Annotated in this window: 18 protein-coding genes; 11 read left to right on the top strand and 7 right to left on the bottom strand. The window is 63.6% G+C overall.

Going from position 1 to position 24836, the window contains the following annotated elements; all coding sequences use genetic code 11:
- Positions 1 to 4 precede the first annotated feature (4 nt).
- Together ACOFKT_RS10365 and ACOFKT_RS10360 are read left to right on the top strand one after the other, a co-directional pair.
- On the top strand, positions 5 to 1336 hold the full coding sequence (locus tag ACOFKT_RS10365; RefSeq protein ID WP_419803921.1) for an inositol-3-phosphate synthase: 1332 nt from the start codon (positions 5 to 7) through the stop codon (positions 1334 to 1336).
- A 95-nt stretch (positions 1337 to 1431) separates the two neighbouring features.
- Complete coding sequence (locus tag ACOFKT_RS10360) at positions 1432 to 2988, top strand: fumarate hydratase (protein ID WP_419803920.1); 1557 nt, start codon at positions 1432 to 1434, stop codon at positions 2986 to 2988.
- A 6-nt stretch (positions 2989 to 2994) separates the two neighbouring features.
- Here the strand turns inward: ACOFKT_RS10360 and ACOFKT_RS10355 are convergent, their stop codons facing one another.
- Together ACOFKT_RS10355 and ACOFKT_RS10350 are read right to left on the bottom strand one after the other, a co-directional pair.
- Positions 2995 to 3315: a hypothetical protein gene (locus ACOFKT_RS10355; RefSeq protein ID WP_419803919.1), complete on the bottom strand. Its 321-nt coding sequence runs from the start codon at positions 3313 to 3315 to the stop codon at positions 2995 to 2997.
- A gap of 37 nt (positions 3316 to 3352) precedes the next feature.
- The gene (locus ACOFKT_RS10350) at positions 3353 to 3961 is read right to left on the bottom strand and encodes a nitroreductase family protein (protein ID WP_419803918.1); all 609 of its coding nucleotides are present in this window, start codon (positions 3959 to 3961) and stop codon (positions 3353 to 3355) included.
- Between the two features lie 147 nt (positions 3962 to 4108).
- On the opposite strand from ACOFKT_RS10350, the gene ACOFKT_RS10345 reads away from it, so the two are divergent.
- Together ACOFKT_RS10345 and ACOFKT_RS10340 are read left to right on the top strand one after the other, a co-directional pair.
- Entirely contained in the window at positions 4109 to 5113 is a 1005-nt protein-coding gene (locus ACOFKT_RS10345; RefSeq protein ID WP_419803917.1) for a YpdA family putative bacillithiol disulfide reductase, read from the top strand.
- 46 nt (positions 5114 to 5159) lie between these two features.
- The gene (locus ACOFKT_RS10340) at positions 5160 to 7115 is read left to right on the top strand and encodes an ATP-binding protein (protein ID WP_419803916.1); all 1956 of its coding nucleotides are present in this window, start codon (positions 5160 to 5162) and stop codon (positions 7113 to 7115) included.
- Here the strand turns inward: ACOFKT_RS10340 and ACOFKT_RS10335 are convergent.
- The 4 genes from ACOFKT_RS10335 to ACOFKT_RS10320 form a co-directional block, all read right to left on the bottom strand.
- On the bottom strand, positions 7112 to 7969 hold the full coding sequence (locus tag ACOFKT_RS10335) for an ABC transporter permease (RefSeq protein ID WP_419803915.1): 858 nt from the start codon (positions 7967 to 7969) through the stop codon (positions 7112 to 7114). The two genes, ACOFKT_RS10340 and ACOFKT_RS10335, sit on opposite strands and share 4 nt — an antisense overlap.
- Before the next feature lie 11 nt (positions 7970 to 7980).
- The gene (locus ACOFKT_RS10330; protein ID WP_419803914.1) at positions 7981 to 8970 is read right to left on the bottom strand and encodes an ATP-binding cassette domain-containing protein; all 990 of its coding nucleotides are present in this window, start codon (positions 8968 to 8970) and stop codon (positions 7981 to 7983) included.
- Positions 8971 to 8998: 28 nt separating this feature from the next.
- On the bottom strand, positions 8999 to 10261 hold the full coding sequence (locus tag ACOFKT_RS10325) for an efflux RND transporter periplasmic adaptor subunit (protein ID WP_419803913.1): 1263 nt from the start codon (positions 10259 to 10261) through the stop codon (positions 8999 to 9001).
- A gap of 75 nt (positions 10262 to 10336) precedes the next feature.
- Complete coding sequence (locus ACOFKT_RS10320; protein WP_419803912.1) at positions 10337 to 13633, bottom strand: efflux RND transporter permease subunit; 3297 nt, start codon at positions 13631 to 13633, stop codon at positions 10337 to 10339.
- Between the two features lie 195 nt (positions 13634 to 13828).
- Here ACOFKT_RS10320 and ACOFKT_RS10315 point away from each other — a divergent pair, with 195 nt between their 5' ends.
- The 5 genes from ACOFKT_RS10315 (at position 13829) to glyS (ending at position 20662) form a co-directional block, all read left to right on the top strand.
- Positions 13829 to 14080, top strand: coding sequence for a hypothetical protein (locus tag ACOFKT_RS10315; RefSeq protein WP_419803911.1), 252 nt, complete (start codon positions 13829 to 13831; stop codon positions 14078 to 14080).
- A 39-nt stretch (positions 14081 to 14119) separates the two neighbouring features.
- Positions 14120 to 15064, top strand: a complete 945-nt coding sequence (locus tag ACOFKT_RS10310; protein WP_419803910.1) for an N-acetylglucosamine kinase — start codon at positions 14120 to 14122, stop codon at positions 15062 to 15064.
- Between the two features lie 101 nt (positions 15065 to 15165).
- Positions 15166 to 17502, top strand: coding sequence for a GH92 family glycosyl hydrolase (locus ACOFKT_RS10305; RefSeq protein WP_419803909.1), 2337 nt, complete (start codon positions 15166 to 15168; stop codon positions 17500 to 17502).
- Positions 17503 to 17571: 69 nt separating this feature from the next.
- Complete coding sequence (locus ACOFKT_RS10300) at positions 17572 to 18567, top strand: glycine--tRNA ligase subunit alpha (RefSeq protein ID WP_419803908.1); 996 nt, start codon at positions 17572 to 17574, stop codon at positions 18565 to 18567.
- Entirely contained in the window at positions 18560 to 20662 is a 2103-nt protein-coding gene (glyS, locus tag ACOFKT_RS10295; protein WP_419803907.1) for a glycine--tRNA ligase subunit beta, read from the top strand. Before ACOFKT_RS10300 ends, glyS begins: the two co-directional genes overlap by 8 nt.
- A 52-nt stretch (positions 20663 to 20714) precedes the next feature.
- On the opposite strand, the gene ACOFKT_RS10290 is transcribed toward glyS, so the two are convergent.
- Positions 20715 to 21344, bottom strand: coding sequence for a hypothetical protein (locus ACOFKT_RS10290; RefSeq protein ID WP_419803906.1), 630 nt, complete (start codon positions 21342 to 21344; stop codon positions 20715 to 20717).
- 66 nt (positions 21345 to 21410) lie between these two features.
- Here ACOFKT_RS10290 and ACOFKT_RS10285 point away from each other — a divergent pair, with 66 nt between their 5' ends.
- Both ACOFKT_RS10285 and lptB read left to right on the top strand, forming a co-directional pair.
- Complete coding sequence (locus ACOFKT_RS10285) at positions 21411 to 23912, top strand: LptA/OstA family protein (protein ID WP_419803905.1); 2502 nt, start codon at positions 21411 to 21413, stop codon at positions 23910 to 23912.
- Positions 23912 to 24637 (top strand): LPS export ABC transporter ATP-binding protein, encoded by a 726-nt coding sequence (gene lptB, locus ACOFKT_RS10280; protein ID WP_419803904.1) that lies wholly within the window; start codon positions 23912 to 23914, stop codon positions 24635 to 24637. The genes ACOFKT_RS10285 and lptB overlap by 1 nt, the downstream gene beginning before the upstream one ends.
- Positions 24638 to 24836 lie beyond the last annotated feature (199 nt).

Genomic DNA, 24836 nt, shown 5'->3' with positions numbered 1-24836 from the left:
ACAGATGAGTGCATCCGCAGGGCCGCAATCCACACAGGCGATCGCACCGGCACAGGGCAAGTTGGGCGTAATGATCCCCGGCATGGGTGCCGTGGCCACCACCCTGATCGCCGGCGTGGAGGCGGTACGCCGCGGCCTGGCCCAGCCCGTTGGCTCGCTGACGCAGATGGATACGCTGAAGCTTGGCGAGACGGCGGTGCCGGTCAAGGAAGCCGTGCCGCTTGCCGCGCTGGACGATCTGGTCTTCACTGGCTGGGACATCTTCGGCGGCAACCTGTACGACGCGGCGCGAACCGCACAGGTGCTTGACCCGTGGCAACTGGAAGCGATCAAGCCTTATCTCGAAAGTATCGAGCCCATGCCTGCCGTATTCGATCAGCACTACGTCAAGCGGCTCACCGGCAAAACAGTCAAGCAGGGCCGCAACAAGTGCGACCTGGCGAACCAGATCCGCAATGACATCTCGGCGTTTAAACAGCGCACCGACCGCCAGGTGATGCTCTGGTGCGGCTCCACCGAAATCTTTCTGCGCGAAACCGAGGTGCATCAGACGCTTGCCGCCTTTGAGCGCGGCATGGTCGATGACGACCCAAACATCTCGCCATCCATGCTGTATGCCTGGGCCGCGTTGAAAGAAGGCGTGCCCTTCGCCAACGGCGCACCAAACCTGACCGCGGACATTCCCGCATTGCGCGAGCTGTCGAAACAGACCGGCGCGCCAATTTGTGGCAAAGATTTCAAGACGGGCCAGACCTTCATCAAGACGGTGCTGGCGCCCGCGTTGAAAGCCCGCTCCCTGGGCCTCAATGGCTGGTACTCGACCAACATCCTGGGCAATCGCGACGGCGAGGTGCTGGACGATCCGGAGAGCTTTAAGACCAAGGAAGAATCGAAGCTGGGCGTGCTCGAGTACATCCTGGAGCCGGAAAAGCACCCGGAGCTCTACCGCGACATCTTCCACAAGGTCCGTATCAACTATTACCCGCCGCGCGGCGACAACAAGGAAGGCTGGGACAGCATCGACCTGTTCGGCTGGCTCGGCTACCCGATGCAGATCAAGGTCGATTTCCTGTGTCGTGATTCCATCCTCGCTGCTCCGCTCGCGCTCGACCTGTGCCTGTTCCTCGACCTGGCGCAGCGCACGCCATCGCTGAAACACATGGGCGTGCAGGAGTGGCTCAGCTTCTACTTCAAAGCACCGGATGTGGAGGCGGGCAGCCGGCCGGAGCATGACCTGTTTCTGCAGGCAGTCAAGCTGAAGAACACGCTGAAGCAAATCCTTGCCGATCCGGCTGCTCCGGTTACGAACGAGGAGCTGGAGTATGCGACCGTGTGATAACAGGGTTTGGCTTGTCCGTGCGAGGGCCGGCGCTGCCGGCCTTTGCCGCGCCCGCGATACGCAGCCGACGCGCCTAGAATCAAGGTGAGCGTATGGCGACCGTTTCCGAATCCGACTTCATCACCAGCATCGCAGACGCGCTGCAGTTCATCAGCTATTACCATCCGGCGGACTACATCCGGAACCTGAACCGCGCCTACGAACTAGAGCAATCCGAAGCCGCGCGCGACGCGATGGCGCAGATCCTGATCAACAGCCGCATGTGCGCGGAAGGGCACCGCCCCATTTGCCAGGACACCGGCATCGTGACCGTGTTCGTTAAAGTCGGCATGAGCGTTCGCTTTGTGGACGCGCAAGGCGCAACCACGCGAATGAGCCTGCAGCAGATGTGCGACGAAGGCGTGCGCCGCGCCTACAACGACCCGGACAACCCGCTGCGCGCCAGCGTTCTGGCTGACCCGGCGTTCAGCCGCAAGAACACCAAAGACAACACGCCCAGCGTCGTCGTGGTCGACCTGGTGCCGGGCGATGCCGTGGACGTGACGGTCGCGGCCAAGGGCGGCGGCAGCGAAGCCAAATCGAAGTTCGCGATGCTCAACCCTTCTGACTCCATCGTGGACTGGGTCATGAGGATGGTGCCCCAGATGGGCGCTGGCTGGTGCCCGCCGGGCATGCTCGGCATCGGCATCGGCGGCACTGCCGAGAAGGCGATGTTGCTGGCGAAACAGGCGTTGATGGATCCGATTGACATGCAGGAGTTGATCGCGCGAGGCCTGCGGAACAAAACAGAAGAGCTGCGCGTCGAGCTCTACCGCAAGGTAAACGCGCTCGGCATCGGTGCACAGGGTTTGGGCGGGCTCACGACGGTGCTGGATGTAAAAATCCTGGACGCGCCCACGCATGCGGCGAACTTGCCGGTGGCCATGATCCCGAACTGCGCCGCCACGCGCCACGCGCATTTCGTGCTGGACGGCAGCGGTCCGGCGAAGCTCGATCCACCGTCGCTCGCCGACTGGCCGGAGCTGACCTACAACCCCCTGAACGCCCGCCGCGTAAACCTGGACACGGTCACGCGTGAGGAGGTGGCAAGCTGGCGTGCCGGCGAGGTGGTGCTGCTCAGCGGCAAGCTGCTGACCGGCCGCGATGCCGCACACAAGCGCATGGCGGACATGCTGGCCCGCGGCGAGGCGCTGCCCGTCGACTTCCGCAATCGCTTCATCTACTACGTTGGCCCGGTCGACCCGGTGCGCGACGAGATTGTGGGTCCCGCCGGCCCCACCACCGCCACACGCATGGACAAGTTCACCCGCCTCATGCTGGAGAAAACGGGTCTGCTTGGCATGGTCGGCAAGAGTGAGCGCGGCGAGGCCGCAATCGAAGCCATTCGCGATTACGGCGCTGTGTACCTGATGGCAACCGGCGGCGCGGCCTACCTGGTCTCGAAAGCGATCAAGGCGTCACGCGTGCTCGCCTTCGAAGATTTGGGCATGGAGGCGATCTACGAGTTCACCGCGGAAGACATGCCGGTGACCGTGGCCGTGAGCTCCGACGGCACTAGTGTGCACACGACCGGCCCCGCAGAGTGGTCGCAACGGATCGCCCAGGGGACGGTGCAGGGCAACCTCGCCGGCGTCCCGATCCTCGCCTGAAGCCAGTTACCGATCGGCGCGCGTGGTGTGCAGAACCCGGAGCACGCGGCCGTTCGCGTTCAGCGGAATCAGCCAGAACTCCGGCATTACCGCCGAGAGTGGGCCGGGGTAAACCAGAACCGTCTGGCAGCCATCCGGTGGCTCGGGCAGGGCAGCGCACGCCATGTTGCGCGCAGGCGATCCGGCGCGCTCCAGCACCGATCCGCGACTGTCGCCGCGTTGGATCGCGGTGAAGTGCTTGCCCCATGCGCGCGACCGGATCAGCGCACCGAAAAACAAGCCGGCAAACAGCAACAGGAAAATCAGAAGAATGCGAACCGTCCGCATGCGCTGATGCTAGACCATGCGCGGGCACGCGGATGGCTTAAAGCTCGGCCGCCTGCTCCCAATGTTCGCCAAAAACAACCTCCGAGACCGGCCGGCGCTCGCGCGGCGCCTGCTCGATCAGCTTGTATTTATCGGGCAGGTTCGCCGGATCGCCAAGGTACCCAAGCGCCCAGCAGGCTGTGGGTTCATAGTCGCTCGGCACAGCGAAATACGCACACAGCGTGACAGCGTCATAGCCGGCCATGCCATGCAGGTGCAGACCCAGTGCCGTCGCCTCAAGCGCCATGTTCTGGCACGCCGCGCCTACGTCATGCGCGGCGGTTTTGTTGGGCTGACCGCCTTTGCTGAATGTCTTTTTCGCGAATGCGGCGAAGAGTACCGGCGCTGAACCGGCCCAGATTTGATTGCCCGGCACGAGCGAATTGAACAGCTTCTCGTAGGTCGGGTCTCCCTTACGGCCCACCACAAAGCGCCACGGCTGCTCATTCTGCGACGATGCCGCCCAGGTTCCGGCGGTGAAAATCGTCTTCAGGTCCCCTTCCGAGACAGGCTTATCTGCGAAAGCGCGCGGACTCCAGCGGTTCAGGATCGTCCGCTCCACCGGCAGTTCCGTAACGGCATGCTTCACGTGTTCCAGGTCAGGCATTCGGTTATCTCCAGCACAAGCAGATGCGCCGGACAGAGGTGGCGATGCAGATGCGTTCGCTTCACGATGCTGCCAAGCGGGGCCAAGTAACGTCACTACCACGCAAGTTGGAGCTTCGCGGGCCGGGCATTGTGATGGAATGGATATATGGCTGAAAGCATCTTCGACGTTCTGGTGATCGGCGCGGGACCGACCGGGCTGGCGTGCGCCATTGATGCGCAGCGGGCGGGTTTGCAGGTGGTGCTGGTTGACAAAGGCTGCCTGTGCAATTCGCTCTTTCATTACCCGGCGCATATGACCTTTTTTACAACGCCGGAACTGCTGGAAATCGGCGACATGCCATTTTCCAGCCCCAACCAGAAACCGACGCGCAGCGAAGCATTGGAATACTACCGCAAGGTCGCGGACCACTACCAGCTGGACGTGCGTCAGTACCACCTGGTCGATGAAGTCAAAGGCAGTGACGGCGACTTTCGCGTGCATGTGACCGACCGCTTCGGCCGCGCCAGCCAGCTGCGCGCACGCAAGTTGATCGTCTCCACCGGTTACTACGACCTGCCGAACTATCTCCGCGTGCCCGGTGAGGAGCTGTCCAAGGTTCACCACTATTACAACGAGCCGCATCCGTACTTCGGCCTGGAGGTGCTTGTGATCGGCGGCAAGAATTCGGCCGCGATCGCCGCCCTGGACCTGTGGCGTCATGGCGCGAAAGTGACGCTCGTGCATCGCGGTCCGGAGATGCATCGGCACGTGAAGTATTGGATCCTGCCTGACATTCAAAATCGCATCAAGAATGGCGAGATCCGCGCATTTTTCGATTCCGAAGTCGAGTCCATTCAGGAAGACGAGGTCAAGCTGAGCACACCCGAGGGAGAACGGATCATCCGCAACGATTTTGTGTTTGCGCTGACCGGCTATCACCCGGATTTCGGCTTCATCGAGCGCCTGGGTGTCACGCTAAACCCTGAGAACGATCGCTGTCCCGTGGTCAATCCAGACACGCTCGAATCCAACGTGCCGGGCATCTACCTGGCGGGCGTGATCGTCGCGGGCGAGCGGACGAACGAAATCTTTATCGAGAACGGACGGTTTCATGGTGCCCTGATCGGCAGGGACCTCCTAGCCAAAATGCCGTTGGAGGCGGTTGCATGATGCAGCAAAGCGGATCCGTGCGCCAACTCGCACGCTTGCAGGTGCCATGCCTTTGAAGCCACGAACGATCCTTGGCCGTTTGATCGCGGGCACGCTGCTCACGCAATTTGTTGTCTTCGCGTGCTTTCTCTTCTTCGGCATACGCAAAGAAATCAGGGAGAGCAACCTCCGCAGCGCGGACCGGCTGCATCGCCAGGCGAACATTCTGGCGTCGCTTGCCGGCGAAGCCATGGCAGACAACGACGCGGGTCAGCTCTCGTCCGTGTTTCGCAGTTTCGCCATCACAACCGTGCTGCGCGGCGCGCGGCTGACGGATGAGAACGGCACAACACTGCGGGTCAGCAATGCCGCGCTTCCATCGGAACTGTCGCCAGAAGAGCGTGGCCTTCTCTTTGATCTGAAAACGCACCCGGGCTATCGGCTGGTCAAATTGAACCCTGCGCACAGCGTTGCGGTTCTGCCGTTTCAGCACGGCAGCGCGCGCGGCATCATCTGGACGTATCCGGACCAGTACACCGCATACCGTGCGTCGCGCAGCGTTCTGCAGTATGCCGGCCTCTATGCCGTATGCGCCCTGGTTGGCAACCTGCTGCTGATCTGGGTACTATCCACCAACATCGCCCGGCCGTTGCGGCGGCTTCGCCTCGCATCGTTGGGTGTGGTGGCCGACTCGAACGACCTTTCCGCGTTTCCGCTGCCCGTCCGAGGCCACAGTGAAACGGCACAACTGACCGACGGCGTGAACGCCATGGTCGCCGAGATCGGACGGCAACGGCGCAGCACTCAGGACACGCTCGCCCTCTTGGATTCCATGCTCGGTGTGGCGCCGATCGGATTCGCCTTCTTTGACCGCGGCATGCGCTACGTGCGCGTCAACCAGACACTGGCCGAAACGCATGGCGTGGCCGTTCCGGCGCACATGGGCAAGCGTCTGCGCGACCTGATGCCGCCTGGCACGTCGCTCAGCGTTGCCGAGCAGAAAGAGCATTGGATCGAGTACGTTTTCCAGCACGGTGAAGCGGTGCACGATCGCGAAATTACCGGCGAGATGCCTGGCAGGCCGGGCGAACAGCGCGTGTGGCGCGACACCTTTTATCCCATCCATAACAGTAACGGCGAGGTGCAGTGGGTTGGCGTGATCGTGACGGAAGTCACGGAACGGCTGCGCTCGGAAGAAGCGCTGCGCCGCTCAGAAAAGCTGGCCGCGGCAGGACGGCTCGCGGCTTCCATTGCGCACGAGATCAACAACCCGCTGGAAAGCGTGACCAACCTGCTCTATCTGTTGGGAATGGACCAGACCCTGTCGACAGAGTCGCAAGGCTATGTCGATCTTGCGCAGCAGGAGCTTGCCCGTGTGTCGGAGATCACGCAGCAGACCCTGCGGTTCTACCGCCAATCGAGCCTGCCGTCGGACACCCAGGTTGCCGACGTATTGCGCTCCGTACTGGTGCTGCACCAGGGCAAGCTGCGCGCAGCCGCCGTCCAGGTTGACGGCCGCATTGACGATAGTGTGACACTGTTCGGCTACACCGGGGAATTGCGGCAGTTGCTCGCCAACCTGGTTGGCAATGCCGTGGACGCTATGCCGGCAGGGGGAACGCTTTACCTGCGTGTGCGCAATAGCCGGCGCGACGGCCAGCCCGGCGTTTGCATCACCGTGGCCGACACGGGTACCGGCATGCCTGAGTCGGTGCGCCGCCGCATCTTCGAGCCGTTCTTCACGACCAAGGAGGCCACCGGCACCGGCCTGGGGCTGTGGGTCAGCACGGAAATCATCGGCAAACATCGCGGCACAATCAAGGTGCGCAGCCGCGCCGCCGGAGCTGCATCGGCCGGGATCGCGCTGGTGCAACAACGCCCCACGGGGACCGTCTTCCGCCTCTTTTTCCCGATCGATGGCGTGCCACGCGGCCCGGTGATGGTGCGTCCACTGCGACAAGCGGGGCCCACGCCAGTACCCGCGCGCAGAAGCGGCGATGGCAGCATGGCCGCCTCCGTCTAGCTCAGAATGCGCCTGCGAAAACCGCGCACTCCCACCGCGGTGAGTCCAGCCAGGAACACCAGAAGCATCGCCAGGATTGCTGCCGGATTCATGTGCGGCAGTGCGGGTGTCAACGACGCTCGCAGGCCCTCGGTCATGTACACGATCGGGTTGATCAGCACCAGGATCTGAAGCCAGCGCAGGTGCACCAGCGCCGCCCACGGGTAGTACACACATCCCAGAAACGTGATCGGGATCACGATCACAGAGAAGATCAGCCCGATCTGCTGCGGTTTCACAGCCGTGCCAATCGCCAGGCCCAGCGCCCCCGCCGTAAGCGAGGCGAGCACCACTATCGCGATCAGGTAAAGCCAACTCGTCACATGTACGGAAACGGGCTGGGACGGGATGTAGTACGCCAGTGGGAACACAATGCACGCCGCCACAACAGACTGCATGGCAGAGAACACAACCTTCTCGATGGCGACGAAGGCGTGCGGCAGCGGACACATGACGCGGTCGTCGATCTCGCGCGTGCTGCCGAAGTCCACGGCCAGCGGCAGCGCCACCGCGGCGATACCCGAAAACATAATGCCGACCGCCATCAAGCCCGGCAACAGAACAGTCGAAAAGTTAGCTCCGGTGCCCTCGGCCATGTGCGCCGTGGGGTTCATCGTGGCGGACCCGCTCATGTGCGGCAATACATACGTGAACACAAACAGGAACAGCAGCGGGTTCATGCACACGCGAATGACGAACGGAATCATCTCGCGCCGCAGCACGTGCAGGTCCCGCAACAGCAAACCGCCAAAGGCACGCGTGTACTGCGCTGCGGTCGATGTGGGCACAGGAAGGGTTGGTGCGCTGGTCGCCATGCGAAGCTCCTCTACTCGCGAAGTTCCCGCCCGGTCAGGCGAATAAAAACCGTCTCAAGCGTTGGTTCGGTGATGCGCAAGTCGCGCAACCCGAACGCTCCGGCGCGCTGCACCACCTCGGGCAGCAGGCCTTCCTGGCCGGTGCCAAGCAGGCGAAGTCCGTTGGCCGTTGCTTCCACCCCGGTCACGCCGGGCAGGCTGGCCAGTTGTTCGCGCAACGCGGTTGGGTCGTCGCGCAAAACCAGCTCGTATACGGTGCTTGCGCCCAGCGAAGCCTTCAACGCGGCGGGTGTGTCCTGCACCAGAATGCGGCCGTGATCCAGGATGGCGAGCCGGTCGCAAAGGTCGTCAGCCTCCTCCATGTAATGCGTCGTCAGCACCACCGTAATACCCTCGTCGTGCAGGCGGCGCACCGCCTCCCACATGGCGATGCGGCTCTGCGGGTCCAGGCCGGCCGAGGGCTCATCCAGGAAAAGCACCCTTGGCCGGTGCGCGATCGCGCGCGCGATCTGCACACGTTGCGCCAGTCCGCCAGATAGCTGATTCGGATAGGCCTTGGCGCGCTCCGACAGGTGAAACTGCTCCAGCAGTTGTGCCGTCCGCTGCCGCGCGTCCGGCCCGCTAAAACCGAAATAAAGGCAGTGGAAGTAGATGTTTTCTTCCACCGTGCAGGCGCGCTCCAGCGTGTTGTACTGCGGCACCACGCCCATGTGGCGGCGCGCCGCGGCAGCGTTCCGCACCACGTCGACGCCTGCAATGTGTGCAGATCCCCCGCTAGGCAGGGCGCGCGTGGTGCAAATGGAAATGGTCGTCGTCTTGCCGGCGCCGTTTGGCCCCAGCAGGCCAAAGATGCGCCCCTCCGGCACAAGCAGATCGATGCCGTCCAACGCCACAACCTGCTGCGGCCCGCCATACACCTTGCGCAAGCCCGCCAGGCGAACCACGTCGCCCGTGCCGTTGCTGCCGCTGCTGCCGCTGCCAATCATCGACTCTGGGGTCACGTTTCTATTGTGCCTGTCCGGACGAGGGTTAGCCGCCCGTCGCACCTTGTGTCAGCTGCGGATTGACCTTGGCGCCGTCCGTCACGTTGTCGCCCGGCGAAAGAACCACGACGTCGCCCTCGCGCAATCCGTTGATCACTTCAGCCGATGCGCCGTAATCACGGCCCAGCGTCAGGTTACGAAGATGCGCAATGTGATTGCTGTCCACCACGAACGTCTGTGGCCCGGCGGTGCGCACGAAAAGCGCGTTCGCCGGAATCAGCAGCGGCGGCTGCGCGCGGCGCGTATCGAACAGGACCGTAGCGAACATGCCCGGCAAAATCCTGCCATCGGAATTGGGCAGATCTACCTCGGCCAACAGCGTGCGCGAGCTGGGATCGATGGATGATGAGGTGCGCGCGATCGTCCCCGTAAAAATTTGTCCTGGCAACTCGCGGAACTGTACCTGCGCCGTATGCGCGCTCATCACGGCGGGCGCACTGGCCTGTGGCACGTTGGTAAACACGCGAACCGTACCGGACTGGCCGATGGTGAAAAGCTGCGTAACGGAACTGGCGGAACCGGCAGAAATCAGCGAGCCGGTGTCGATGCCTCGGCTCAGGATCGTGCCGTTGAAAGGCGCAAGCACCCGCGAAAACCCAGCCTGCTCCTGCAGCGAGCGTACATTGGCCTCACCCGCCGCGATGTTTGCCTGTGCTGCCTGCACGGTTGCGTCGTTCGCGCCGGACTGCGCGGCCTGCTGGTCCGCCGACGCACGCGAAACCACGCCCTCCTGATACAGCTGTTCGAAACGCTGGTTGTTCAACGTGGTCAGGTGTGCATTGGCGCGCGCCTGCAGCAGCTGCGCTTTCAACTGCAACAAAGACGCCTGCGCCTGGCGCAGCGATTGCTCTGTCTGCGGATCTTCAATCGTCGCAAGCAACTGCCCCGCGCGCACGCGATCGCCAATGTCCACGTAACGACGGCTAACGTAGCCGGAGGTGCGTGCATAAATCGGTGTCTGCTCAAATGCCTGCACGGTTCCGGGCAGCTCCAGCCGGGAGTTGGCATTGCCAAGTTGCACACGCTCCACGTCCACATCCGGTGGTCCCATGTTGTCGCGCGACTCGGTCACCAGCGCCTCGCGATGGTGCAGCTTGGGAATCAGGAACGCGACACCAACCAGCACCAGCAGCAGAAATCCCGCTGCTGCTGCGGCTACCGGCCCGCGTCGTGGTGGCGCGGGATCGGCCGGTGTGCTTCGCGGGTCGTGCTGCTGCCCTGCCGGTGTGTCGATGAAGTTCTGTGCCATGTGCCGTGCGTGGGTTCCTTGCGGTTGGATTCGTGGTGCCTCCCTGACGGAGGTCTCTGGACTGTGCAGACGCAGTTACACGCCTTGCAGAATGCCTGCATCCTCCTGGGCCGCCGCGGTCACACCCAGCGGTGGAGCCTTGCGCAGCAGGGAGTAAAAGAGCGGCACGATGATCAGCGTGGTGGCCGTGGCGACCAGCAGGCCGCCGATCACGGCGCGGCCAAGCGGCGCGTTCTGCTCGCCGCCCTCGCCCATGCCCAGGCTCATGGGAAGCATGCCCAGGATCATGGCAAGTGCGGTCATCAGGACCGGGCGCAGGCGTGTAAAGCCCGCCGCCGCGGCCGCCTGCAAGCTGTTCAAACCGGCGCTCCGTTGATCGTTCGCGAAGGTGACCATCAGAATCGAGTTCGCCGTCGCGACGCCGACCGTCATAATCGCACCCATCAGCGACGGCACGGAGAAAGTCGTTCCGGTCAGGAACAGCATCCACAGGATGCCGCAAGCCGCGCCCGGCAATGCCATCAGAATAATGAACGGATCCAGCCAGCTCTGGAAGTTGACCACCATCAGCAGGTACACCAGCGCGACCGCGAAGATCATGCCCAGGCCCAGGCCGGTAAAGCTGTCGTTCATGCTCTTGACTTGGCCGCGCATGGTCAGCGTCGCACCCTTGGGCAGCTTGCCCGCCGCCTGGAAGCGGTTCAGGATCGTCTGAATGTCACCGGCAACGCCGCCCAGGTCGCGCCCCGACTTGTTGACGTACACGTCATACACGGGCTGCACGTTGTAGTGATTTGTGATCGCCGGCGAACTGGTGTGCTGAATCTGCGCCACGTTCGACAGCAGCTGCGCCTGTGGCTGCGGCAGGCCCGGCGCACCACTGGAGGAGTTCGCTGCACCGCTGCCCGGAGACACCGGCAAGGCGTTCAGCGCGTCGACGGAGTTGAGCTTGTACTGCGGCACCTGCACCACCACGCTGTAGTTCACGCCGTTGACCGGATTCAGCCAATAATTCGGGCTGGCCTGGCCGGAGCCCGCCAGCGAATACAGCATGCTGTTCGCCACGCTGCTTTCAGTCAGGTTCAGGTCTCGCGCGCGGGTGCGGTCCACGTTCACGCGCAACTCGGGCGCGTACAGAACCTGGTGCACATGCACATCGACCGCCCCCGGTACGGCGGCGATCTGACGCCGTAACTCCTGGGCCGCCGCGAAGTTCGGTGCCGCAACACGGCCGCTGATCTGCACGTCGATCGGCGCGGGCAGGCCGAAGTTCAGGATCTGGTTCACGATGTCAGACGCCTGGAAAAAGAAGGTTTCTTCCGGGAACTTCGCATTCAGCGTCTTGCGAAGCTGCTCGCGGTACAGCGCCGTTGGACGGTGATTCTCGTTCAGCGAGACCAAAATTTCGCCGTCCTGCACATCCGTCAGCGAGCCGTCACCGAACGCAAGATTAAACGAGCCGTTGGGCACACCGATGTTGTCGATGATCGTGTTCAGCTCACTCGCCGGAATCGCCTGGTGGATGACCGTTTCGACCTGCTTGAACACATCCTCCGTCTGCTCGATGCGGGTGCCGGGCGGCGTGCGCACGTGCAGGCGGAAGCTGCCCGCGTCCACATCCGGGAAGAAGTCACGCCCAATAAACGGCACCGTGCAGAACGAAATCAGCAGGAAGATGCCGAAGCACGTCAGCGTGAACTGCGCGTGCGCCAGTGTCCAATCCAGCACGTGCTGATACCAGGTACGCAGCCGCTCAAAGACATGGTTGAACGCGAAGTGCGTGCGCCAGATCAGTCCAAGGCCGCGGCGCTCGCGCTCCAGAGATGCCTGCTCAGCGGGCGAGAGCTCGTGCGCGGTGTGCTCCGCTTCCAGCATTCGGTACACGCCAACTTCCTTGGCCAGCAGAAAGTTGACCATGGTGGGCACCAGCGTTCGCGAAAGCAGGTAGCTCGCCAGCATGGCAAAGACCACCGCCATGCCCAGGGGCGTGAAGAGGCTTTTTGCTGCGCCGGATAGAAAGACGACCGGCACGAACACGATGCAGATCGAGAGCGTCGACACAAACGCCGGCACGGCAATCTGCTGCGCACCGTCCAGAATCGCGGGCTGGATTTCTTTGCCCAGACCCAGATTCCGGTGAATGTTCTCGATCTCCACCGTGGCATCGTCGACCAGGATGCCGACCGCCAGGCCCAGGCCGCCGAGCGTCATCGTGTTCAGCGTCTGTCCCAGAAACTTCAGCGTAATGATCGAGACCAGGATCGACAGCGGAATCGAGATGGCGATGATCACCGTGGACCGCCATGATCCCAGAAACAGCAGGATCATGATTGCGGTCAGGCCGGCCGCGATTACCGCTTCCTTCACCACGCCCTGCAGGGCTGCTTTCACAAAGATCGACTGGTCGAACAGCAGCTTGATCTCCGGCGCGGGTGGAGGCATGTTGGCGATGATTGCAGGCAGGCGCTCCCGCACCCGCTTCACAATGTCCAGCGTCGATGCGCCGCTGGACTTCAGGATCGTCATCAGCGTCGACCGGCGGCCATTCACCCGCACAATGGACTGCTGCACCGCGAAACCCTCGTGTACCTGGGCGACATCGCGGATATAGATCGTGGCGCCGTTGATCTGTTTGATCGGAATGTCGTTCAGTTGCCCGACGATCTGCGGCGAGGCATTGGTCCGGACGATGTAATCGGTCGAGCCGACCTTCGCATCGCCCGCGGGCAGGATCAGGTTCTGCGCGGTCAGAGCGTTGACCACGTCGGTGGGCGCCAGGCCTTTGCTGTACAGCGCCTGCGGGTCCAGGTCGACCATGATTTGGCGCGCCTTGCCACCGTAGGGGGACGGCACCTGTGCCCCTTGTACCGTGGCCAGCTGCACCCGCAAAAAGTTCAGGCCCAGGTCGTACAGGTCGGCCTCGCTCAGCGTGGGCGACGACAGTACCGCCTGCAAAATCGGTACGTTGGACGCCGAGAACTGCAGAATGAACGGCGGCGTGGTGCCGGGCGGCAGGATGCGCAGAATCGTCTGGTTGACCGCCGTCACCTGCGCAACTGCGGCGTCGATGCGCGTGCCGGGCTGGAAGTACACCTTGATGATCGAAACGCCCGAGACCGACTGCGACTCGATGTGCTCGATGTCGTTGACGGTGGTCGTCATCGAGCGCTCACTGATCGTCGTGAAGCGCTTCTCCATCTCGTCCGGGCTGGTGCCGCTGTAGCTCCAGACAATGCTGACCACGGGAATATCGATCGGCGGAAACACGTCCGTCGACATGGTCTCGATCGATACAATGCCGAGCACCAGAATCAGCACGGACATGACCACAAACGTGTACGGGCGCCGAAGCGCGAGTTGCACGATCCACATGCGTCAGCTCCTCCGTTGCTGCTGGTTCAGTGAGTGACGTACAGGCAAGCGCGCGAGTCGCCGCTCGCACACCTGAGCGTGCCGTTTACCGCACACGGACGCCGAACATCGCTTCCTGAAAGCCGCTGACTCCATCATGCCCCAGACCTTGCACGGATGCGACTTGGGCGCGTTCCCGCGCATAGAATGATTGGTATGGCACGAGGCTGGGAAAGCAAGAGTGTGGAAGGGCAGCAGGAAGGCGCCGGGCAAACGCGTCCGGCAGGTGCCGCGACGCCGCAGCAGCAGGAGCAGACACGGCAGCGTCGCCTTCAAGGGCTACAGATGCAGCGCGAGCGCATCCTGTCCGAGAGAACCAGCAGTCCGCACCGGCGCTCGGCCTTGCAATTGGCGCTGGCCGATGTGGAGCGCGAACTGGAACAGCTCGGCTGGACCATTCACATCTAGCGCAGTGCCGCGAAGCTCCTGAACCCCGAAGGAACAAGGATGCCGCTCTATCTAGGCGTGGATGCCGGTGGCACCACCACAACCTACGTGCTGGCGGATGCGCACACCGAGCTGGCGCGCGCTGAAAGCGGCAGCATCAAGCGCATGCGCGTTTCCGCCGAGGTCGCCCAGGCCAACCTGCAGGCTGCCTGTGACGACCTGCAGCTCCGCAGCGGCCGCAACCTTCGCGACGTAACCCGCACCTGCATCGGTGCCGCCGGCTTCTCCGTGCCTCTGGTCGCCGAATGGCTCGTGGCGGCTTTTGCGCAGCGCACCGGTGGCGAGCTGCTGCTGGTTGGTGATGTGGTCATCGCGCTGGATGCCGCTTTTCAGGGTGGGCGCGGCGTACTGGTGTTGGCCGGCACCGGTTCCAACGTGGCCGCGCGCACGGCAGACGGGCACCTGGTTAATGCCGGCGGTTGGGGTCCAGCAGTCAGCGACGAAGGCTCGGGCCACGCGATCGGCCGCGATGCGGTACGCGCCGCCTTCCGCGCGATTGACTCCGATGAGTTCACCTTGCTCACCGAGCGCATCGCCGCCTTCTGGCAGGTGAATCTCGCCGGCATGGTCGGTCACGTCAACACCTACCCCCCGCCGGACTTTGCCCGGCTTGTGCCGTTGGTCAGTGAGGCCGCGCGTGAGGGCGACACCATCGCCCAGGGCGTGCTCCGCAACACCGGTGTTGCGCTTGGCGAGACCGCCCTGCTGGCCATTGCAAAGCTGCGCCGCATGGAGCACGACAGCTTCGCCGCACCGCCCCCGGTCGCCTTCGCCGGCTCCGTCCTGCGCTACGTTGCGCCTGTTCGCGAAGCTATCACGCAAACGATTCTTGCCGGGCACCCCGGCACGACGGTGCTGCCCGACATCATTGAGCCGGTGCAGGGTGCACTCTGGCGCGCACGCAATAATCCCGCGACCGCCCTGCAACATGCAGTGGCTCGATAAGCATAATGGGCAAAGCCATGCCAATACGGGCATACTGGTTGGCGTAACCGCACACAGCGAAGGAGCATCGAGTGACCTGGAACCGGCGTACGTTTCTGCAAATGAGTTCTTTGGCAGCGGGCAGCACACTGCTGGCGCAAAAGGCGCAGCGCGGGCAACATCTGCCGCTCCACAAGGCGGGCGTCGAGCAGGTCTCGGAACTCACAAAGTACGTCAACATTTTCTGCGGCACCGGCGGCCACGGCCACACTTTTCCCGGTGCTACTGTTCCGTTCGGCGCGGTGCAGCTAAGCCCTGATACCGACAATCACGGCTGGGACTGGTGTTCCGGCTATCACCACATGGACTCGTCCATCATGGGATTCAGCCACACGCACCTGAGCGGCACCGGCGGCGGCGACCTGCTGGACTTCCTGGTGGTCCCGCGGTTGGGCGAGGTCCGGCTCATCCCTGGCGACAAGAAACAGCCCGACGGCGGCTACCGCACCCGCTTTTCCCATACGGACGAGCACGCCGAGCCGGGGTACTACTCCGTGCGGCTCGCCAGCGAGATCGTCGCCGAGTTGACCGCGACCGAGCGCGCGGGCATCCACCGGTACACCTTTCCGCAGTCGCAGGAAAAGTGCCACGTGCTGCTGGACCTGACGCACTGTTACGACGAGTCGGAGAACCTGGAGACCGGTCACCCTCTCACCGCTGACGATCCCCGGCGCAACCGGATCGCCGCTGCGGACCTCAAGGTGGTCGGAAACAACACCCTGCTGGGTGGCCGCACCGTCCACGACTGGGCGCCTACGCGCCAGGTCTACCTGGCCATGGTGTTCGAAAAGCCGTTCCAGAAAGTCCAGCTCTACAGCGACATGAAGCCCGTCGACGGCACGGACGTTCAAGGCCGCACTTTGCACGCCGCCATCTACCCGGACACCAGCGGCCCGGTGGTGATCAAGGTCGGCATCAGCATGGTCAGCGCGGAGAACGCGCTGGCGAATGTGAAAGCAGAGGTGCCGGAGTTCGACTTCGACGCTGCTCGCACCGATGCCAAAGCCGCCTGGAACCGCGAGCTGTCGCGCATCCAGGTCGACAGCTTTGATACGCAGCGCAAAACCATTTTCTACACCGGCATGTACCACATGATGTGCGCACCCACGCTGGCCGACGACACAGACGGCAGCTATCGCGGCATGGATCAGCAGGTGCACACGCTCGACGCCGGCCAGCACAACTACAGCACCTATTCGCTGTGGGACACGTTCCGCGCCTTGCACCCCAGCTTCACGCTGTGGCAGCAGGACCGCGTCGCGCCCATGGTCAATTGTCTCGTCCGCATGGCCGAGGACAGTCCGGGCGGCATGCCCATCTGGCCGCTGCAGGGTGGCGAAACCTTCTGCATGACCGGCTATCACTCCGCCAGCGTCATGGCGGAAGCCTGCACGAAGAAAGTTCCGGGCGTTGACTGGCAGCGGGCCTACAAGGTCATGCGCAAGCGCAACATGGATGACGATTATGAGGGCCTGGCGTACTATCGCCAGCTCGGCTATATTCCCGCCGACAAGCACGATCAGTCGGTGAGCCGCGCCGTCGAATACATGTACAACGATTGGGCCTGCGCGCACGTGGCGGACGCGACCGGCCACGCGGACGACGCCGCGATCCAGCGCAAGCGCTCGCAGAACTATCGGAACCTCTTCGATCCGAAGACACAATTCATCCGTGCCAAACTCAGCGACGGGCAGTGGACGCCCGACTTCAACCCGAAGGCGACGGGTCACACGAACAAGTATCGTGACTACACCGAGTCCAACGCCTGGCAGACCACGTTCTTCGTCCAGCACGACGCGAAGGGCTACATCGAACTGTTCGGCGGGCGCGACGCCTTCAACGCAAAGCTCGATTCGCTCTTTGTGCAGGAGCCGGGCGTGTCCAACGAAGAAGTCGTCGATATGTCCGGCTTCATCGGTCAGTACGTCCACGGCAACGAACCGAGCCACGCCATCGTCTTCCTCTACACCTACTCCGGGCAGCCATGGAAGACGCAGATGCGTACCCGCCAGATCCTGGACACGCTCTATCACAACGACTTCGACGGCCTCGCCGGCAATGAGGATTGCGGTCAGATGTCCGCCTGGTATGTGATGTCCGCCATGGGCCTGTACGCAGTCGATCCCGTCAGCGCCACCTACGTGCTCACCGCGCCGGTGTTCGACAATGTGCGCATTCGGCTGGCGAGTGACCGCGAACTCACGATCACAGCGCAGCGCAGTGCGCCCACCGACCAGTACATCCAGCAGGTCAAGCTCAACGGCAAGCCGCTGGACCGGCTCTGGGTCACCCACGACGACCTGAACGCGGGGGCGCACCTTGAATTCACGCTTGGGCCGGAGCCGAACAAAACCCTCGGCATCGACCCGCGCGTCGCCCCGCCCTCGCTCACCGCGTAAGCCGCTCCGCGCTCCTCGGGTGTGTCTGTCCGGTAAACTGGGCAGACACAACTCAGGAGCAACATTCGCATGTCAACGGCGCAGGCGCAGCCAATGAAGGCGCTTACCTTTCAGGAAATCTTGTTCGCGCTGCAGCGCTTCTGGGCAGAGCGCGGATGCGTGCTGCAGCAGCCGTTTGATGTGGAAGTCGGCGCCGGCACCATGAGCCCGGACACTTTTCTGCGCGTGCTTGGCCCCAGGCCTGTCCGCATCGCGTACGCGCAACCCTCGCGCCGCCCAGCGGACGGCCGCTACGGCGACAACCCGAACCGTCTTTACAAGCACACCCAGCTGCAGGTCATCCTGAAGCCGCCACCGGCGAACATCCAGGACCTCTACCTGCAGAGCCTCGAAGCCATCGGCATCGTGCTCGCGGATCACGACATCAAGTTCGAGGAAGACAACTGGGAGTGGCCCGTGGGCGGTGCCTGGGGCGTCGGCTGGCAGGTCATGATGGACGGCCAGGAGATCACGCAGTTTACCTACTTCCAGCAGTGCGGCGGCCTTGACCTGGACCCGATCTCCGGCGAGATCACCTACGGCCTGGAGCGCCTCGCGCAATTCCTGCAGGACGTCGACTCCATCTACGAGATCGAATGGGCGCGCGAGCCCGACACCGGCAAGGTCACCACCTATGGCGACATCCGCCTGCCGGAAGAGCAGCAGCTCTCCGCATACAGCTTCGACTACGCCGATGTTGACAAGCTCTGGCTGCACCTGAACACCTACGAAGCCGAATGCCTGGCCTTGCTGGAGGCGGCGAAGAGCTTCGGCGAAGAAGCGGACGAGCTGCGCCTGAAGCGATTTCCCGTGCTCGGTGCCTACGAACTCGCGCTCAAGTGCTCGCACTTGTTCAACAATCTCGATGCGCGCGGCGCCATCTCGGTCACAGAGCGGGTTGGCGTCATGGCACGCATCCGCAACCTGATCGTCGGCGTCGCCAAGGCCTACGCCGCGCAGGGTGAGCGCTTGGCCGCACTGACCGCTACGCCCGCCTCGGCAGCACAGGAGGTGGCGCATGGCTGATTTCCTGTTCGAGCTGGGCCTGGAAGAAGTCCCCGCGCGCATGCTCGCCGACGCCGAAGCGGAACTCGCACTGCGCGTGCGCGAGATGCTTGGGCGCGAGCGCCTCATCGCGGAAGATGCAGCCATCGAGAGCTTCTCCACGCCGCGTCGCCTTGCTGTCCTCGTGCACGGCGTTGCGCCCCAGCAGCCCGACGCCGAAGAAGATCTGACCGGTCCACCCGTAAAGGCCGCCTACAAAGATGGCCAGCCGACCGCCGCCGCCCACGCGTTTGCAAAGAAGGCCGGCGTCGCCGTCGAAACACTGCGCACCATCACCAACAGCAAAGGCGAGTACCTGGCCGCAACCCTGAAGCACACAGGCAAGCCGGCGGCAGAAGTCATCGCCGCCGAGCTCCCGCGCGAAATTGCCGCAATCTACTGGGCGAAAAACATGTATTGGCGGCCCGGCAAGCCGGAGCGGTTCGTACGACCGCTGCAGTGGATCGTCGCTCTACTCGATGATTCGATTGTTCCCGTGGAGTGGGCTGGCCGTACCGCCGCCAACCTCACCTACGGCCACCGAGTCCTGCACGGCGCAGCACCGGTCGCCCTTGCACATGCGGCGGAGTACACCAGTGCGCTAAACGAAGCGTTTGTGCTCGCCAGCGTCGAAGATCGCCGGCACGTCATTCGCAAAGCGCTCGACCGCGTCACTCGCGCCGTTCCCGGCGCGCGCTGGCGCGAGGACCACGCGCTGGTCGACAAACCCACGCACCTGACTGAGTGGCCCTCGGTCGTCCTCGGCAACTTCGAACCCGAGTACCTCGCCCTTACCGAGGAAGTGCTGGTCACCGTGATGCGCGACCATCAGAACTACTTCGCGGTTGAGGACGCCGACGGCAAGCTGCTCCCGCACTTCCTCGCCGTTCTTAACACCGATCCCAGCGAGCGCGCCCAAGGCATCATCCGTCACGGCAACGAGCGCGTGATCCGCGCCCGCTTCAACGACGCTCGCTTTTTCTACGATTTCGACCAGCGCACCCCACTCGCCGACCGAATCACTTTGCTCGACAAAGTTACCTTCCAACGCGACCTGGGCAGCTACGCCGCCAAGACCGAACGCATTCGGGAAGTGGCCGCAAAGCTAGGCAAGCTCGCACAGGATGGCGGCAAAACCATCGATCTCGCCGCCCTTGACACCGCCGCACAACTCAGCAAAACCGACCTGACCAGCGAACTCGTCAAGGAGTTCACCGAACTGCAGGGCATCGTCGGCGGCCTCTACGCGCGTGCACAGGGCTTGGGCGAACCGGTCGCGATGGCGATCTACGATCACTACCGGCCCGCATCCATCGAGGACAGCATCCCGCGCACGCTCGAAGGCGTCCTGCTCTCGCTCGCCGACAAGATCGACACGATCAGCGGCATGTTTGCCCTCGGCCTGCAGCCCACCGGTTCCAAGGACCCGTTCGCGCTGCGCCGCGCCGCAAACGGCATCATCAAGATGCTCGCGGAAAGCACACTGCCGCTGAACCTGGGGGATGTCGCCAGCGCTCCCATTGCCGCGCATCCGAACAATTTGCTGCCGTTCCTCCGCGAGCGCCTCGAGTGGTACCTGCGCGAGGTGCGCGGCAGCGTTTACGACACCGTCAACGCCGTCATGGCGACCGCACCGCTGGACGTTCGCGACGCCATGAACCGCGTCGATGCCGTCACCTCCGCCCGCGCAACCGACGACTTCGCCGCGATCAGCGCCGCGTTCAAGCGCATGCGCAATATCGTCGAACTGGCCCAGCAAAAAGGCGAGCGTTTCGCCACCGCCGACGAGATTGCCGCCGCGCTCTCCCACGATGCCGAAAAGCAACTCGCGCTCGAAGCGGAAAAGCGAGCCGGCATCGTCGAAGCCGAGCGCAAACAGGGCAACTACGACGGCGCACTCCGCTCCATCGCGGAGATGCGCCCCGTCGTCGATACCTTCTTCGACAAGGTCATGGTGATGGCCCCCGAACCCGAACTGCGCGCCGCTCGCCTCGGCCTGCTGCTGCAGATCGTCAACGACTTCACCCGCATCGCCGACTTCTCACAGATCGTTACCGGAGGGAGCGGCGGCCTTTAGACCACTGCTCCCTCCGGTATCGATCGGGCTTTCAGCCCCGGAATCGCCTGTCTTAGTTCAACCGTTGCAACCGTGCAATCAGCTTCTCCGCCAGCGGCTCTCCGCTCTCCGTCCACAGCAGCCGCGAACTGATGCCGCAGTGCTTCTCGACCGACAGCACAAACGCCAGCAGCTTCTCCACGTTCTGCTTGATGCGTTCGGCACCCGTCTCATCGACGTCTTCTTCTTCCTGCACCCAGGGCGTGTCCAGGCCGAAGTCCACGCGGATGTGCCCGTTCTGCTCATACGCGCCCGCATCGAACTCCGGCCCAAAACCAATTACCTTGATCGTTGCCGGCTCCAGCCGCCACGTGGCATCGAAGCCCTCCGCGGCCTTCTCTGGCTGCCAAAGCTGCCACGTTGCCTCGAACTCATACGCCATGTCATCGTGCAGCTGCTCGGTCGCCTCGGCCACCGCGTTCGCGGCAAGGGAGTCATCGCTCTCCTGCGCCCGGTCGTCGTTCACAAAGATGCGCTGAAAGACCGGCGACTCGTGCCAGTCCAGCGGCAGCGTGCTTGCCACGGCAACGCGCGGGCTGCCGGAAACGCGCGCGAACTGCTGCAGCACCGCGGTCAATTTCTCGGGCAGGGCAGCCAGGCGAAAGTTCGGAAACCAGAGCGAAAGATAAAGCTGATCGGACATGCTGCAAGGTTGGATGCGCCGGTGAGAAGATAGCTGCAGGATGCGGCAGCGGCAGACAGAGGCAGGGTGAGCGGCAGAACGGGCAGGCCACGCTCCCGTGTGCAGCGGCTTCGGCGTTGGCTGCTTGCCTCGGTTGTTCTTTTTGCCACGTTGCTGGTGGCGCTTGTTGCCTACACGCGTTATCGCGCGCTCCAGGTTCGCCTGAACCTGCCGCGTCAGCTCGGCATCGACATCAAGTCCGAAGCCAACAGCTTCACTATCTCGCGTAGCACCGTCGATGGCCGCCCACAGTTCACCATTCACGCGTCGAAAGCCATCCAGCATAAGAACGGCATCACCACGCTGCGCGATGTGGCGGTCACGCTGTATGGTTCTCCCGGCACTAACCGCACCGACAGCATCCGTGGCGCGGAGTTCGAGTACGACCAGGCCAACGGAGTCGTCCGCGCCATGGGCGACACGCTGCTCGACATCGGCGTCGCGGAGGGCGGCAACGCGCCCGGCAATGCCAAGCGCCTCACCATGCAAAGCAAGGGCCTCGTCTTCATGCAGAAGCTCGGCGTGGCCTCGACAAAGGAGCAAATCCGTTTTCAATACGGCGCCTCGCAGGGTGAAGCCGTGGGTGCCGATTACGAAATGGATACGGGCACGCTCACATTGCAGCATGATGTTCATCTGCACAGCATTGAAAACGGCCACCCTGAGCGCATCGACGCGGCTTCCGCGCAGTTGAATCGCAACACGCGCATCGCCACGCTGCAGGATGCAACACTGACCGACGCTAACGATTCCATGCAGGCGCCACACATGATCGCCTCGCTGCGGTCCTCTCCAGACGACCATGCCGGCACGCTGCAAAAGCTCGATGCTTCGGGCGGGGTCACCCTGCACACCGCCACCGGACAACGCGTGCAGGCGCCGGAACTGCACGCCGAGATCACACCTGAAAACAAGCTCGACCAGGTGGTCATGCAAGGTGGCGTTCACCTGCAGGACGATCAGACAGACGCCTCCGCGAAGCGCGCTTTGGTCCGCTTCAACAACGGCCATGCGCAGCACCTGACGCTCACCGGCCAGGCGCACGTCGTGCAGAGTTCCGGCCCCGGCATTTCACGCACGCTGGACGCGGCAGAGATCGATTCCTCGCTGCAGGACAGCGGTGGCGCGCGCCTGTCCTTGGGCGAGCTGCACGCAACGGGCGTCATCAGACTGGTTCTGCTGCAACCGGCCAAACAGGCCGGCCGCACCGACCGGACCGAGCTGACCTCGCCCGTGCTGGTGGCGCACACCGCGCCGGGTGCGCGCACAGTGCAGCTCCGAAGTTTGGAAGCGAGCCAGGGCGCGCACCTGCTGCAGGATGACGGCTCCGGCAGCGTCCGCACCAGTTCCAGCGACAGCTTGTTCGCCACGTTCGCGCCTTCGACCGATCTCAAGCACGATCCCAGCCAGCCAACGTCGCTGCAATCTGTCGTCCAGCAGGGACACGTAACCATCCACGAGACCCGGCCCCCGACCGCCGCACAGCCCGGGGTTGCAGCCCGTTCCGCCGCACAGACGGATGCTGCCGCCGACCGCGCCGAGTTTCAGGCGGCCACAAACCTGCTCGTGCTCACCGGCACCCCCCACGTCTCCGGTGACGGCCTTCAGGTCTCCGCCGCCCGCATCGCGCTGCATCGGGATACGGGCGATGCAGAGGCCGTCGGCGCGGTACGTGGCAGCCTGACGCAGGCGACAAGCTCCACCCGTTCCTCCCGGTCCCGAGGCTCGGACGGTACGCAGTTCGCCGGTGAATCTGCCCGGCTCACGCGCGGCACAGGATCCGTGCTGCTGCAGGGCGGCAGCGCCGACGCTCGGCTCTGGAGTAGCACCGGCCAGATTGAAGCGCCAACCATCGAAACCGACCAGAAAGCAGCGACACTGCACGCTTTTGGCACCACCTCCGCGGCGGGCGTTGCGACCGTGAAAACCGTGCTGATGCAGCAGTCGGCTGCTGCGAGTCCCCAGCTTCCGGGCGGCACCGGAGAGCCGCATGGTCCCACCCGCGTTTTCAGCCGGGAACTGCTCTATCACGGCAGCACAGCGGGCAAGCCGGGCACGGCGGACTTCCGCGGCGGCGTTCGCCTGCTCCAAGGGGATGACGTGGTGACCGCCGACAGCGCGACCGCAACGCTCCAGCCCGCCTCCTCCTCGTCGCCCGCCTCTGTGCCCCAGCCCGGCTCCATGCTCGCCAGCGGCCTGCAATCCATCACTGCCACGGGCCACGTTCGCATCGTGCAGGGCCAGCGCATCGCCACCGGAACCCACCTGCTCTATACGGTCAGCACTCGCAGCGCCGTGCTCACCGGGACTCCAGGCGCGCCCCCCGTGGTGCACGATCCCATGCAGGGAACGCTCACCGGCACCGAACTTACGCTGCACCTGGGGCAGGGCAAAGGCGATAATCAAGTGCAGGTAAACGGCGCCCCCAGCATGCCCGTGCACACCGAACTCGATGTGCCCGACAAACGGAGTGGACCGGCCCCGCAGGCACGCTCACGAGCGGGCAGAAAGCCAAGTCCCACACCGTAATGCGCACACTGCAGACTGATGGAATCGCAAAAAGTTATGGCGGCCGCGAGGTCGTGCGCGGCGTCAACCTGCAGATCCGGCAGGGCGAAGTCGTCGGCCTGCTCGGCCCCAACGGTGCCGGCAAAACGACCAGCTTTTACATGATTGTCGGCCTGGTGCGCCCTGACGCAGGCCGCATCCTTGCCGACAACGAAGACATCTCCCGGCTTCCCATGTACCTGCGCGCCCGCGATCACGGCATCAGCTATCTGCCGCAGGAACCCTCCATCTTCCGCAAGCTCACGGTCGAAGAAAACATTCTCGCCATTCTGGAAACGCAACCCGGCAACTGGGAAAGCCGCCGTGCGCGCGCCGGCGAACTCCTGGAGCAGTTGAATCTCTGTCACATCCGCGAGACGCGCGGCTATGCGCTGTCCGGCGGCGAGCGCCGCCGGGTTGAGATCGCCCGCTGCCTCTGCATCCAGCCGTCCTTCATCCTGCTCGACGAGCCATTCAGCGGCATCGACCCCATCGCAGTGCTTGACTTGCAGGAGATCATCTTTGCCCTTAAAAATCGCGGCATTGGCGTGCTGATCACCGATCACAACGTGCGCGAAACCCTCAGTGTTACCGATCGGGCCTACATCATCGCCGAAGGCCGCATCTTCCGCCAGGGGACACCGGGCGAACTGGGCCGCGACCCGGAAGTAAAGCGCATTTACCTGGGCAACAACTTCCAACTTTGAGCCAAGCCCGCCGCCTCTATATGGCCTCAGGGGTACGCCTCCTCCGCTGCTGACCCGAAACGGCACAGCCCGTCGATGGGCGAGCTTTTCGAACGCGCGAAGGGCGCCTGTTGCGCAGTACACTTGTTTTAGTAAGCAATTTCACTGCCAACCCGTGTTTGGCGTCGTAAAGGATTTCATCTGCTCCAGCCCAAGCTCC

Source organism: Terriglobus sp., assembly GCF_965201105.1.
Lineage (GTDB): Bacteria > Acidobacteriota > Terriglobia > Terriglobales > Acidobacteriaceae > Terriglobus.
Note: the sequence above shows the minus strand (reverse complement) of the source record. Positions and strands in the feature narration are given on the sequence as shown.